A 12,407-nucleotide genomic window follows, 5' to 3' on the forward strand; every position below is an offset into this window, starting at 1 on the left:
AGGGCTTGTTCGGCTATAACCGAGCGCAGAGGGAGAGCCACACCAAGCGCGTAAATTGAAGGATTTTTTCCTAAAAGTCAACCGGAAAAACTCTCCCGGGATGGCAGCGAAACAATAATCTCAAGTCTTATAATGCCTTAGGATTTCTCGGCGATTCAGCTATCTGGAAAAACAGACACCCAGGCCGCCCAAGCCACAGTAACCGGACGGGTTTTTAGCCAGATACTGTTGATGATCTTCCTCGGCATAATAAAAAGTCGGAGCATTGCGGATTTCGGTGGTGATTGCTGGAAAGCCGGCGGCTGTTAATTTTGCTTGGTATTGTTGTTGGCTTGCCACGGCTGTTTCATATTGGTCGTCCTGGCAATAGATGACTGATCGGTATTGGGTGCCGACATCGTTGCCTTGTCGCATGCCTTGGGTGGGATTGTGAGATTCCCAAAATATTGCCAATAAATCCTGGTAAGACACTACGCCCGGGTCGAACACCACCAACACCACTTCGGCGTGGCCGGTCATGCCGGTGCAAATTTCCTGATAAGTAGGGTTGGGTGTAAAGCCGCCGGCATAGCCCACTGCGGTGCTGAATACGCCGGCTTGTTGCCAGAATTTACGTTCGGCACCCCAGAAACAGCCCATGCCGAACACGGCTTGTCGCAGATGCGCCGGAAATGGCGGATGGATAGGATGTCCGTTGACGGCGTGAAATAGGCCGCTGTCTATGGCTTGCTGACGTCCCGGTAAGGCTTGGTCGGCGCTGGGCATAGCGGTTTTTTTGAATAGAAAAGACATGAGTGCATCCCGAGGTCGAATGATGAGGGTGTGCGGATTATAATCTCCGCTTATTTAAGAGGATTCCACTAAATCATGAAACAACAAGATTGCTTACGCCGCTTTATTTTCGAGGAACACGGAGTTCGTGGCGAATGGGTGCGGCTGGAACAAAGTTGGAAGCAAGCTAAACAATATCAACATTTAGTCAATGATGCCGTCGATGCGCAAATGGGACAAGCCTTGGCGGCGGTGGTGTTGTTGTCGGCAACCATCAAGTTTAAAGGCGCGATGATCATGCAGATTCAGGGCGGCGGCGATTTGAAAGCCCTGGTAGCGCAATCCAGCAACGAACGGCAAATCAGGGGCTTGGTGCGCAGTGAGGCCACTGTCGCCGGCGCAAATTTGCTGGACATGGTAGGTGAGGGCGGCCGATTGGTATTGACCGTGGAATCGGAGAATGCCGAACCTTATCAAGGTATCGTCGGTGTGGAGGCGGAAACGCTGGCGGATGTGTTGAGGACCTATTTCACTCAGTCCGAGCAACTCGATACCCGGTTGTGGCTGTTTGCCAATCAAACCCATGCGGCCGGCCTGTTCATCCAGGAGTTACCGAGTAGCAATCAGAACAAAGCCGACTGGGAACGCATCGAAATATTGGCGAATACCGTTACCGCCGACGAACTGTTGAGTCTGGATTGCGAGGACTTATTGCACCGTTTATTTCATCAAGAAAAGGTCAGGATTTACGATCCGGAGCCGGTGGAATTTAAATGCAATTGCTCACGGCAAAAAATCGGCGGCACTTTAGCGGCATTGGGGCGGTCAGAGTTGGAAGCAATTTTGCGGGAACGCGACGACATCGAAGTCGATTGCCAATTTTGCGGAGCGCAATACCACTTTGACAAGGTTGATGTGGAAAACCTGCTGACCAATCCGGCAGCCGAAACTGATAATCACTCGCCTACCCGGCACTGAGGGGGCTATGACTAAAATTAACCGCTTTTTTCGCCTGTCTCTGGCTTTTGTATTACTCAGCAGCATGACAGGTTGTTTGCACTGGTTGCACGCCTACCAGACTTATTTGCAAATGGACGAGTTTGATCGTTATTTTGCGGTGACATCTAAAGAAGATTTCACCGTGCATTTTAAGCAACCCAAACTGCTCAGCGAAGATTTTGTGTCGCTGGCTAAGTTGCATGCCAGTAGCGAAGAGCATACCGGGGACGGCAAACGCTGGCGCTATTGGTTTCGTAAGATCGACAAAGACAGCAAGCTGATTGCGCCGGAAATCAGTTTTTATCTGGATCTGGCCTTTAACAAGGAAGATAAAATCACCGATTGGACTTTCTCCAACCTATTCCTACAAATCGCTCCGCCGGAGTTTTTGGAGGCATCATTTCGCTCGCTGGGCGGTGCGGAAATCAACGAAGAGAAAAAGCAGTTAAGAGCGAAGGCTGATCAAATGGAGAAAATCGCCGCGCTGCTGCCAAAAAAAGCCACGGTAATTAAACAACTGGGCGAGCCGCTGGAAATCACCGATGAAGAAAAACAGGAAGTGTATCTTTACCATTTTCGGCTGGATGCCAAGGATATCGAAGAAGGTTACGAGGACAGAGCTTTGAGCGAAATCAGGTTGATGTTCGATAAAACCACCTCCGAATTGATCAAGATGTCCGGCCGCTTTGCCGGCTTAAAAATATCGATCAATTACAGGAATTTTCAGGAAGAAGACGATAAAAAAGTGGCGGGTATGTGAGCTAGAACGGCAGGCATAAAAAAGCCCACGTAAAGTGGGCTTCGTCCGGTGTTATTTTTTATATTGATTGGACGCCTACCGTTGTACGGCAGGTTAATTTCTTGCGTTTATTGTTGTTCTTATACCGGATTAACGGTCGCCTATCCCCCCCTCATTTAACGGTCTTGATTCTTTCGAATCATCTGCGTTTCGCTGAAAGTGGGCGCATTCTATTGGATTAAAAAACTGCTGTCCACAAAAAAGTGTGACAATTTGTCGCACATTAGTTTTGTGGGCATTCTGCTTGGTTTCTCCTCGGCGTGAGCGAATGTCCGAATCGTCTGATTATTGCCGCTTTAGAGAGCTAATTGCTTGTCCAGCCAGCGGTTTTAACGAATTTTGCTCGCCTTGACTAAGTGGGATCGCAAGGTAACTTCTCCCGAGTGGTGCTGGTGATGTTCAGGTTTAGGTCGGGAGATAGCTAAATTTGACTTATTAGTGCCACTGCGAACAAATGACGGTATTTTTACTTTGCTGCCGGCTAAATCTCGAGCCGTTTGAATACCGTGCAGTATTGTCTTATAGGCTCTTGCCTGTCAGCGCTGCGTCCAGCCGGAAGCCGTTTCTACAAATTGTCCCGGTGCCGCTTGGCCTATGACTTTCTGAGCGGTCAGTCGCCCCACTTCCTCCACAGCAACGCCGTTTTTAGCCGCTATGCGTTGATATTCCGCCAGGCGTTGGGCGTTAATGCTTTCAACCAGGGCTTTTATCTCGGCCGATGCATCGGGCTTGACTAGGCCCAAGAAACCGTTCATTTGTTCACCCACCAACCCAGCCGATTTTGCCTGGGCTAGATCGGTGGCGTTGACCGGTAGGGCGGTCAGATATAAGCCCAGAAACAAAGGCGCCAAAATTGATAGCAAATTTTTGTTGTTCATCACTCGCTCCTTTAAAACAAGCCTTTTTGGCTGGAAAGCAATTCGTCTACGTCTTTTTCCACTTTCAGACGGATTTCGTGTTCGATTTTGACGTTCATATTGATCTCAATCGGTTTGTCCGGCGCTTCCAACCTGACGGAGGGCGAACACCCCGTCAGGTAGATGCTGCCGCACAAGATGGCCGCGCTACTTGCAGCTTTCCAGTTCATTGATTCCTCCGGTCCGCCGGCGGCGGTTTGGGTGGTTGATCCCCGCTTGGGGGCTTGGGCGATGCTCCTGCATCGGCCGGTTTGGCGATAGCCTGTTCCAGAATGGTCCGTTCCAAATCGCCGGCTAAAATACCTTTTTGTAGCAACTCGGGTAGCTGGCCGCTGATATTTAGGTTAAACGCCAGCGGATGGCCGGACAATACTTCCGGGTTATTGCCTTCCAGGCGTAAGCCCAGGTGATAGTCGCCGTTTGGGCGATAATTTACCTTGGCTTGCAGATTCCGGTAAACCAGGTTTTTGAGAGCCTTAAAGGCGATATTCTGACTATCGGCCGGTCCCATATAGCGTAACACACCCGGCTGTGTGCCGCTGAGGCTGCCGTCTTGCACATCTATGGCCCCCGCCGACAACTGCAACGGTAGTTCGCCGTCTATTGAGCCGGTTCCGGAAATATTCGGATAATGCAGGCTTATTAAAAGTTGCGACAGATCGATGTCATGCAGTCGTAAAGTCAGCAGTATCGGCGTTTGCTCCAGCGGTATTTTGTCCGGTTTCAATTCCATGATGCCGCCGAATATTGCCAGATTGGCTTGGCTTAGTGTCAGTTCCTGATCGAGATAGCGGGCCTTGATACTAAGATTTTGCGCTATTAAGTCTTTACCTAATCCCAGCGTAGGTATCTCGGCAGACAAGTCCAAGGCGCGATCCGCCAGCTCCGGAATGTTCAGTTCCACCTTGCCGTTCTCGATTTTCGCCGCGCCGGCCGTCAAGGCCAAATCGGCGATAATCAATTGTGCTGTTCCGGAAACATCTTGATTGCCTGGTCTATGCAGTTTTAGATTTCCGTGTGCCTTGCCGCCGGCAACCGTCCAACTGGCCGCCATGGCCGGTAACCAGGGCTTGATTAAATCGAATGCCTCGCTGGCGGCCATGTCCAGGCGGCCGTTCATATCGATTGTTTGCTTGTTCGTCATCGACAAATCCATAGCCAGCAGAGACTGTTTATCTTTTGTCAGAAAGGCTTCAGCTTGCAGCGTGGCAAAGTTGTCCTGCGTAGTGGCGCTTGCACTGAGCTGCGTGGCGCTTAGTAGCGGGCTTAATTTGGCTAAGTCGTATGACTGGGTTTTTGCTCGCAAAGTCTGCGGTATCAGTAAGCTGTTGTTAAGCCACTCGATCAGCGACAGCGCGCCGGCATTTAGGTTGATTTGCTTGGCGGGGCTATCCAGTTGTTTGGCATTCAGTTCGAATATACTGCCAGTTGGCAGCCGTTGGACCTTGAGTTTGGCGGCGCTAAAACCGGGATCTATTTTTAGGTGAATGGATTGTTGGGCATCCTGAAACCTTGCATTGATGGCATCGGCCGCACCTCGTGTGACGTCTGCTTGACCAGCAAAGCTGCTCAATCCCCAAGGCGTATCTACATCAACTTCCAGTTTCGCGATGCTCAATCGGTCCAGCGGTAAGCTGATAGGAGTGTTTTCCGATGTCTGCGTCGCAGCTTGGTCGGTAGGGTGGTAGTTGAATTTCAGCGCGGCGTGGCCGATGCTGACGTTGCTGATAGTTCGCTTTTCCAGATCGTAATCGGTTGAAACATTCTGCATCGCAACCGATAAGTTGCCAGCCGGTGTGGCGAGGCCGAAGCTGATTTCAGCCAGCTTGGCTTGCTTGGAATCAAACGACAGCCCCGACAACGAGGGTGGGCTGAGCGCGCTTTGTTTCAGCGCCTGTTGCAGTAGTAACTCCAGCAGAACTGAACGCTGCCACCATAGGGCCAGGCAAAATAACCCAAGCATCAGCAGCGTAATAGCCATCTTGCGCCGCCATGAACCGCGCTGCTGCAAATTATTTGTGGTGGCAGGCAAGTTCATAGTCTGCCGTAGCCGGTCTGTTGCGTGACTAACCAGTACATGGCAGCTGGGAGTTTGGGGCGATAGACACGCAAAATCGGCTGCCTCAGCCCAAACGCTCGATAAAGGCATCGACTTGCTCAGCCTGCGTCGCAAAACTGGTGACCAAACGCACCAATACTTCCTGGTCGGCTACCAGACCAGGGTTTGCGCGCGGCGGATTCCAGGGGTAAAACACCGCCCCTTGTTGTTGCAAGAGGTCCGCGTGCGCTTGGTCTAGCACGGCAAACACCTCATTGGCTTCTGCATGCCAGGCCAGGCGGGCGTTTTTTGAATGGGCAATGCCGTTTTGCAAACGCGCCGCCATCGCGTTGGCGTGGCAGGCGAGATTCAGCCAAAGTCCGTCGTCTAAATACGCTTCAAACTGACAGGCGATAAACCGGCTTTTAGATACCAACTGCGCGGCGCGCTTGCGGATAAACGGTAAATCTTTGGCCTGTGCCGGATTCATAAACACCAAGGCTTCCGCGCACCAGCAGCCGTTTTTGGTGGCGCCGAAAGACACAATATCTATCCCTAGTTTCCAGCTCATTTCCGCAGGCGTTAACCCCAGCGAGACTAGCGCATTGGCAAAGCGCGCGCCGTCCATGTGCAAGGGTAAGCCGTAAGTTTGGGCAATGTCGGCAATCGCGGCAATTTCCTCCGGTTGATAAAGCGTGCCGATCTCGGTGGCCTGAGTGATGGAAATGGCCATCGGTTGCCCGGCATGCACAAAATTAGGCGGGAAACGCTCGATTTCCGCTTTCAGATTTTCCGGATCGATTTTGCCGTTGTCGCCGTCCACTGGCGCCAACCGTGCGCCATGCGTGAAAAACTCCGGTGCGCCGCATTCGTCTTCCAGCATGTGTGCTTCTCGATGGCAAAACGAGACGCCGCCCGGACGGTTGACGGCCGCCAGCGCCAGCGAATTGGCGGCCGTGCCGGTGCTGACGAAATAGACTGCAACTTCCCGTTCGAATAGCTCGTTAAACTGTTGCTCGATTTTGCGATCCAGCGCGCTGGCGCCATAGGGGGCTGAAAAGCCCGCGGAGGCAGCCAACAAGCGTTGGGAAATGGCCGGATGAGCGCCGGCCCAGTTATCGGATGCAAAATTCATGGTTGCTATCATGGCGGTGATGTTTAATGTATGGGCTATACGACGGTATGAACTATACCAACGATACCGCAATCCGACACGCGAGCCTGGCTTTCGTTCGGCGTATTCCCGGAAAATAGCAATCTTTTAAGGCACTCTCAACTCATGCAAAATACCATTCGCGATCTCGTGCTTCAGGCGACCGGTGCCGATGATGCATTTCAACTTGAAACCATTCAAAGCCTTTGGAGCGGCTACGGCTATATTTTGCGCTATGGCGTAAGCGGCTGCGACAGTGCTAGCGTGATCGTCAAACACGTAAAACTGTCGGCACAAAGTCTGCAAACGCCCGGTTCCAATGAAGATTTATCGCATCGGCGCAAAGTCCGCTCTTATCAGATAGAGGCGGCCTGGTACCAAAGCTGGGCCAAACGTTGCGACGCGGATTGCCGAGTCCCGGCGTGTTTAGCTTTCGAAATGTTCGGTGAGGATATAGTCATGGTCTTGGAAGATCTGCATCCGGTGGGGTTTCCGCAACGTCACTCGCGGGCCGGGGAACGGGAGATACGCACATGTTTAAATTGGCTGGCCAATTTTCATGCCACGTTTATCGGTGAAAATCCTAGTGGTTTGTGGCCCACCGGCACTTATTGGCATTTGCAAACCCGGCCCAACGAATGGGAGGCCTTGCAGGATATTGTCTTGAAAAATGCCGCGCCGATGATTGATCAAAAACTGCGCGATACGCCGTATCAAACCTTTGTGCACGGCGATGCCAAATTGGCCAATTTTTGTTTTTCGGCGGACGGCAGCCGGGTCGCGGCAGTGGATTTTCAATACGTCGGCGGCGGCTGCGGCATCAAGGATGTCGCGTATTTTATCGATAGCTGTTTGGGCCAGGAAGAATGTCAGCGCCGGGAGAGCGAATTGCTGGATATTTATTTTCAGGCTTTGCAACAGGCATTGCGGCGTCAACAAAAACCCGTCGATGCCGATGCGGTCGAACGTGATTGGCGGGCACTTTATCCAGTAGCCTGGACCGATTTTCACCGATTTTTAAAAGGCTGGAGTCCCGGCTATTGGTCACCCAACAGCTATAGTGAACGGCTGGCGCGGCAAGTCATCGCCCAATTATAAAATTACCAGGAGAACCGATGCGCTTGTCGACGGACGATCTGTATTTACTCGGCCAGTGTGCCATCTCCGCGGCGATGCAGGCCGGACAATTGATTGCCAGGCGTGCGCATAATGCGGTTGTTGTAAACAGCAAAGACGGCGGCACCAGTCTGGCTGCTCGGGTAGTGACGGAAATCGATCATTTGAGTCAGGAGCTTATTCTGCAAACCTTGCGGCCGATCTGCGCCAGATACGATTTGGCTTTATTGTCGGAAGAAAGTCCGGATGACGGCGCGCGTCTGCAACACGACTATTTCTGGTGTATCGATCCTTTAGACGGCACCTTGCCGTTTATCGAAAACGTGCCGGGTTATTCGGTGTCCATCGCCCTGGTATCGCGCGCCGGAGAGGCGCTGATTGGCGTCGTTTACGATCCCTTAACTCACACGCTCTATCGGGCGATTAAAGGCCAAGGCGCTTGGCAAAACCAACACGCTTTTAAGCCGGCACCGCCTGCGCCAGTCTTGACGTTCATTACCGATAAAAGCTTTGCTCACGACCCCTTGTACCAAGCTACGCAAGTCGAATTGCAACGGATTGCCGTTGAGTTGGGCTATGCCGAGGCCAAGCTGCGTTTGCAAGGCGGCGCGGCCTTAAATGCCTGCCAAGCGTTGACTGAGGCGCCGGCGTGTTATTTCAAATTTCCTAAGCCGGATAAGGGCGGCGGCAGCGTGTGGGATTACGCGGCCACCGCTTGTTTGTTCCAGGAAGCCGGCGCGCCGGTCAGCGATATACGCGGTAATGTGCTGGTATTAAATCCGAACGGCTCGACGTTTATGAATCATTGCGGCGTGTTGTATTGCTCCGACCAAGCTATCGCCGACACCATGATCAGGCTTTACCGGCAGTTACGGCAGGGATAAGCGAACAAGTTGCCCGTGTCATGATTATTGCTATTGAATGAGGCCCGATAGACGCAAGGTTTTGAATCTATCGGGTATCGATGGTGGCTTCGGTCTTTTTCAGCAGGGAAACAAATCCTGGAAGTGGCGCTTATAAAATCGGTTTTTGGAGCGGGCTTTCAAAAATGCGGCAAACAGGTGTTCGGGCACGTGGCAAAAATCCTGAGCTTGCCGGTCTTTGAACGATACTCGCAGTTTATGGGTTTGTTCGTCGTAGCCGATCACGTCGATGGTGCTGGATTTAACTGATTGCATTTGCATAGTAGCCTCCGGGAATTTCATGCTAAAACTGTGTCGGTGAGGCATGGCTAAATACGAATAGTTCAATCGGCAATTACTTATCGAGACTACGTAAAACTATAGCTTCCCTAATTTTTCAATCACTCGTTTGGAGACGTAACGATGCAAACTGTTTTAATCACCGGCGCCAATCGCGGCTTGGGTCTGGAGTTTTGCCGGCAATATGCCGCCGCCGATTACCAGGTCATCGCGGCCTGCCGCAAGCCGGACCAGGCCGAACATTTGGCGGCGCTTGCCAAACAATACTCGCACATTCAAATCGAGACACTGGATGTGGCGGATTTCAGTCAAATCGATGCGTTGGCAAGCAAGCTAGCCGACCGCAAAATCGATGTCTTGCTGAATAATGCCGGCGTTTATGGCGATCAAGCCGGTCGCGGTTTCGGGCAACTGGATTATCAAACCTGGGCAAACGTGCTGGCGGTCAACGTGATGGCGCCACTTAAATTGGCCGAAGCCTTCCTGCCACAGCTGCAGCGCGGCGACAAACGCTTGATCGTGGCCTTGAGCAGCTTGATGGGTAGCATGACCGACAATACCAGCGGCGGCAGCATCCTGTACCGCTCCAGCAAGGCCGGTTTGAATGCGGCCTTGAAGAGCCTGTCCATCGATTTGCGGCCTTCGTCCATCGGCGTATTGATTCTGCATCCGGGTTGGGTCAGAACTGATATGGGCGGACCGAACGGCTTGATCGACGTTGAAGAAAGCGTATCGGGCATGCGTAAAGTGATAGCCAATTTCAGCTTGGCCGATAGCGGCAGCTTTGTTAAATACGATGGCTCAGCATTGCCTTGGTAAGCTTTTTGGCTTCTAAGTTTTCGCGTCTTAAATAAGTCAGTATCAGAACCACTGCTTAGGTCTGCATAAGCGGTGCGTATACCCCCTCAAGCTAATGATCATTAGTGATAAAAATATCGAATCGAAACGTTATTGCTTGCATAAAAATTTCGATTCGATATTATTTGTTCGGCGCCGATACGATCTTCCAATACATCGGTTGCTTAAGTGCGACGCCTAAGAATCGCATCGTTTACATCGCAACGACACAAGAGGAGGGGTTTATGCAGACTCCCAACAAATTGCTGCTGGAAAACAAAGCCTGGTCAGAAGCCATGACCGGTAAACAGCCCGACTACTTCATCAATATGGCCAAGGAGCAACATCCGGAGTTTTTATGGATAGGCTGTTCCGACAGCCGCGTGCCGGTCGATACCATCGTTCATGCCCAACCCGGCGAAATATTTGTCCACCGCAATATCGCCAATCAAGTCATCACCACCGATTTTAACGGTTTAAGCGTGTTGCAGTACGCGATTAACGCCTTAAAGGTCAAGCATGTGATCGTCTGCGGCCATTATGGCTGCGGTGGTGTTGAAGCCGCTTTGCGCCAGCAACGCGGCGATTTGGCCATTGCCAACAAGTGGTTGACGCACATTAAGGAAGTATATCGCTTGCACCAAGACGAACTGGACAATTTGCAGCCCGAACGCAAACTCAACAAATTGATCGAGTGGAATGTCATCGAACAAGTGCAACGTCTGGCCCACACCTCTATCGTGCAATCGGCCTGGAAGTCCGGCCAAAAAGTCAGTTTGCGCGGCTGGGTATACGGTTTGCACGACGGTTTGTTGAATGAATTGATACACATCGACGCCACCTCGCCGATTCACAACATCTACCAATATGCCCATTAAGGCTCCCAGTTATCCGCACGGAGACCGTCTATGAAAATGCAGTTTAATGATTACCTGAAATATTTTCGTCAGGATTTTTCGGCCAGCATTGTGGTATTTCTGGTGGCCTTACCCTTGTGTTTGGGGGTGGCGTTGGCGTCCGGCGCACCCTTATTCGCCGGGGTTATCGCCGGCATGATCGGCGGTATCGTTGTGTCCTTGTGCAGCGGTTCGCAGCTCAGTGTCTCCGGCCCCGCGGCTGGCCTGACGGTCATCGTCTTCAACGCCATCGAAACCTTGGGCAATTACAAGGCTTTCTTGTTGAGCCTGATGTTTGCCGGGATTTTCCAAATGCTGTTCGGTTTCCTTCGGGCCGGGGCGATTGCCGCGTTTTTCCCTACCGCGGTGATCAAAGGTATGTTGGCGGCTATCGGTATGATCCTGATCATCAAGCAAACCCCGCACGCCACCGGTTACGATGAGGGCTACGCGGCGGACGAGAGTTATATGCCGGATACCGCCGGTTCCAGCTTCATCGAGTTTACCCACTCACTGCACGGCATTTCGCCCGGCGCGACTCTGGTGGCTGGCGTGGCCTTATTGATTCTGATTTTTTGGGAAAGCGCTTTCATCAAACAATTTAATGCCTTGCGGATGATTCCAGGGCCGTTGTTGGCGGTGATTTGGGGCGTGTCTTTCAATGCCTGGGCCTTGGCGGCGGCGCCTGAATGGTCCATCGGCGTCAAGTATCTGGTGTCTTTGCCGGAACTTGGCTCCACCAGCAATTTTGTTAACCAGTTGCGCTTGCCGGATTTCAGCTATCTCGGCAATCCCAAGATATACAGCATCGCGCTCACCCTGGCCATCATCGCCAGCCTGGAGACCCTGCTGAGCGTTGAAGCGGTGGATAAGCTCGATCCGCATAAGCGCGTTTCGCCGACCAATCGCGAATTGAAAGCCCAAGGCCTGGGCAACCTGCTCAGCGGATTGATAGGTGGTTTGCCGATCACGGCCGTGATTGTGCGCAGTTCGGCTAACATCAATGCCGGCGGTCAAACCCGGGTATCCAGCTTTTTCCATGGGGTGTTGTTATTGATCAGCGTATTGTTTTTCGCGCATTTTCTGAACATGATCCCATTAGCCTGTCTGGCGGCAATCTTGCTGCAAACCGGTTACAAGCTGGCGAAGCCGGCCATGTTTGTGGAGTTTTACCAAAAAGGTTTGAATCAATTTGTGCCGTTTGCGATTACCGTGTTCGCGATTTTATTTACCGACTTGTTGGAAGGTATCGCGATTGGCATGGTGTGCGGTATTTTTTTCGTCTTGCGGGCCAACTTCCATGCGGCTATCACCTTAACCCAGCATGGGCCCAACTACTTGCTGAGGCTGCACAAGGACGTGTCTTTTTTAAATAAAGCCTTACTTCGTAACTATCTTGCCGGTATCGCCGACGATAGCGAATTGATCATTGACGGCGGCAAAGCCCTGTTTATCGATCACGATATTCTGGAAACGCTGAGCGATTTCCTGCAAGCGGCACCGGATCGCAATATCCAAGTGGAATTACAAGGTTTGGCCTTGGAGTCGCGATTGCTTGAGCAGGAAGCCGTTTTCATACCCCGCTTGGCTGCGGCTGGGCATTAGCGGGAAACACGTTCATAGGCTCTGCGACACGCGGGCTTTGCATATCAATCCAGCAAGATGCAAAGCCTTGCGCT

The 12,407-nt window shown here is 51.9% G+C and carries 13 protein-coding genes; 7 read left to right on the forward strand and 6 right to left on the reverse strand.

Annotation, left to right across the window (positions count from 1 at the left end):
• Nucleotides 1-159: 159 nt before the first annotated feature.
• Complete coding sequence (gene msrA / locus DDY07_RS00165; protein ID WP_171694323.1) at nt 160-792, reverse strand: peptide-methionine (S)-S-oxide reductase MsrA; 633 nt, start codon at nt 790-792, stop codon at nt 160-162.
• Between the two features lie 75 nt (nt 793-867).
• Between msrA and hslO the strand changes: the two genes are divergently transcribed.
• Nucleotides 868-1,749 carry an Hsp33 family molecular chaperone HslO gene (gene hslO / locus DDY07_RS00170; RefSeq protein ID WP_101054586.1) on the forward strand — a complete coding sequence of 294 codons (882 nt, stop codon included), beginning with the start codon at nt 868-870 and terminating at the stop codon, nt 1,747-1,749.
• 7 nt (nt 1,750-1,756) lie between these two features.
• Entirely contained in the window at nt 1,757-2,530 is a 774-nt protein-coding gene (locus DDY07_RS00175) for a hypothetical protein (RefSeq protein WP_171694324.1), read from the forward strand.
• Between the two features lie 575 nt (nt 2,531-3,105).
• Here the strand turns inward: DDY07_RS00175 and DDY07_RS00180 are convergent.
• From DDY07_RS00180 to DDY07_RS00195, 4 genes are all read right to left on the reverse strand, one after another.
• Complete coding sequence (locus DDY07_RS00180) at nt 3,106-3,447, reverse strand: YdbL family protein (protein WP_171694325.1); 342 nt, start codon at nt 3,445-3,447, stop codon at nt 3,106-3,108.
• A gap of 11 nt (nt 3,448-3,458) precedes the next feature.
• Nucleotides 3,459-3,656 (reverse strand): YnbE family lipoprotein, encoded by a 198-nt coding sequence (locus DDY07_RS00185; RefSeq protein WP_064010563.1) that lies wholly within the window; start codon nt 3,654-3,656, stop codon nt 3,459-3,461.
• Nucleotides 3,653-5,524, reverse strand: a complete 1,872-nt coding sequence (locus DDY07_RS00190; RefSeq protein WP_171694326.1) for a YdbH domain-containing protein — start codon at nt 5,522-5,524, stop codon at nt 3,653-3,655. Before DDY07_RS00190 ends, DDY07_RS00185 begins: the two co-directional genes overlap by 4 nt.
• 85 nt (nt 5,525-5,609) lie before the next feature.
• Nucleotides 5,610-6,659 carry a low specificity L-threonine aldolase gene (locus tag DDY07_RS00195; RefSeq protein ID WP_171694327.1) on the reverse strand — a complete coding sequence of 350 codons (1,050 nt, stop codon included), beginning with the start codon at nt 6,657-6,659 and terminating at the stop codon, nt 5,610-5,612.
• 144 nt (nt 6,660-6,803) lie between these two features.
• Between DDY07_RS00195 and DDY07_RS00200 the strand changes: the two genes are divergently transcribed.
• Together DDY07_RS00200 and DDY07_RS00205 are read left to right on the forward strand one after the other, a co-directional pair.
• Nucleotides 6,804-7,775 carry an oxidoreductase family protein gene (locus tag DDY07_RS00200; RefSeq protein WP_171694328.1) on the forward strand — a complete coding sequence of 324 codons (972 nt, stop codon included), beginning with the start codon at nt 6,804-6,806 and terminating at the stop codon, nt 7,773-7,775.
• A 17-nt stretch (nt 7,776-7,792) separates the two neighbouring features.
• Entirely contained in the window at nt 7,793-8,677 is an 885-nt protein-coding gene (locus DDY07_RS00205; protein ID WP_171694329.1) for a 3'(2'),5'-bisphosphate nucleotidase CysQ, read from the forward strand.
• A gap of 99 nt (nt 8,678-8,776) precedes the next feature.
• On the opposite strand, the gene DDY07_RS00210 is transcribed toward DDY07_RS00205, so the two are convergent.
• Nucleotides 8,777-8,977 carry a KTSC domain-containing protein gene (locus tag DDY07_RS00210; RefSeq protein WP_033158359.1) on the reverse strand — a complete coding sequence of 67 codons (201 nt, stop codon included), beginning with the start codon at nt 8,975-8,977 and terminating at the stop codon, nt 8,777-8,779.
• A gap of 141 nt (nt 8,978-9,118) precedes the next feature.
• On the opposite strand from DDY07_RS00210, the gene DDY07_RS00215 reads away from it, so the two are divergent.
• From DDY07_RS00215 to DDY07_RS00225, 3 genes are all read left to right on the forward strand, one after another.
• Complete coding sequence (locus tag DDY07_RS00215; protein ID WP_171694330.1) at nt 9,119-9,814, forward strand: SDR family oxidoreductase; 696 nt, start codon at nt 9,119-9,121, stop codon at nt 9,812-9,814.
• Between the two features lie 263 nt (nt 9,815-10,077).
• Nucleotides 10,078-10,710 (forward strand): carbonic anhydrase, encoded by a 633-nt coding sequence (locus tag DDY07_RS00220; RefSeq protein WP_171694331.1) that lies wholly within the window; start codon nt 10,078-10,080, stop codon nt 10,708-10,710.
• Between the two features lie 30 nt (nt 10,711-10,740).
• Nucleotides 10,741-12,333: a SulP family inorganic anion transporter gene (locus tag DDY07_RS00225; RefSeq protein ID WP_101054609.1), complete on the forward strand. Its 1,593-nt coding sequence runs from the start codon at nt 10,741-10,743 to the stop codon at nt 12,331-12,333.
• Nucleotides 12,334-12,407: the final 74 nt, after the last annotated feature.

It is taken from the genome of Methylomonas sp. ZR1, assembly GCF_013141865.1.
In the GTDB taxonomy this organism is placed as follows: domain Bacteria; phylum Pseudomonadota; class Gammaproteobacteria; order Methylococcales; family Methylomonadaceae; genus Methylomonas.

Coding starts and splice junctions, on each gene's coding strand:
- msrA (WP_171694323.1), bottom strand. CDS start 792: ATGTCTTTTCTATTCAAAAAAACCGCTATGCCCAGCGCCGACCAAGCC.
- hslO (WP_101054586.1), top strand. CDS start 868: ATGAAACAACAAGATTGCTTACGCCGCTTTATTTTCGAGGAACACGGA.
- DDY07_RS00175 (WP_171694324.1), top strand. CDS start 1,757: ATGACTAAAATTAACCGCTTTTTTCGCCTGTCTCTGGCTTTTGTATTA.
- DDY07_RS00180 (WP_171694325.1), bottom strand. CDS start 3,447: ATGAACAACAAAAATTTGCTATCAATTTTGGCGCCTTTGTTTCTGGGC.
- DDY07_RS00185 (WP_064010563.1), bottom strand. CDS start 3,656: ATGAACTGGAAAGCTGCAAGTAGCGCGGCCATCTTGTGCGGCAGCATC.
- DDY07_RS00190 (WP_171694326.1), bottom strand. CDS start 5,524: ATGAACTTGCCTGCCACCACAAATAATTTGCAGCAGCGCGGTTCATGG.
- DDY07_RS00195 (WP_171694327.1), bottom strand. CDS start 6,659: ATGAATTTTGCATCCGATAACTGGGCCGGCGCTCATCCGGCCATTTCC.
- DDY07_RS00200 (WP_171694328.1), top strand. CDS start 6,804: ATGCAAAATACCATTCGCGATCTCGTGCTTCAGGCGACCGGTGCCGAT.
- DDY07_RS00205 (WP_171694329.1), top strand. CDS start 7,793: ATGCGCTTGTCGACGGACGATCTGTATTTACTCGGCCAGTGTGCCATC.
- DDY07_RS00210 (WP_033158359.1), bottom strand. CDS start 8,977: ATGCAAATGCAATCAGTTAAATCCAGCACCATCGACGTGATCGGCTAC.
- DDY07_RS00215 (WP_171694330.1), top strand. CDS start 9,119: ATGCAAACTGTTTTAATCACCGGCGCCAATCGCGGCTTGGGTCTGGAG.
- DDY07_RS00220 (WP_171694331.1), top strand. CDS start 10,078: ATGCAGACTCCCAACAAATTGCTGCTGGAAAACAAAGCCTGGTCAGAA.
- DDY07_RS00225 (WP_101054609.1), top strand. CDS start 10,741: ATGAAAATGCAGTTTAATGATTACCTGAAATATTTTCGTCAGGATTTT.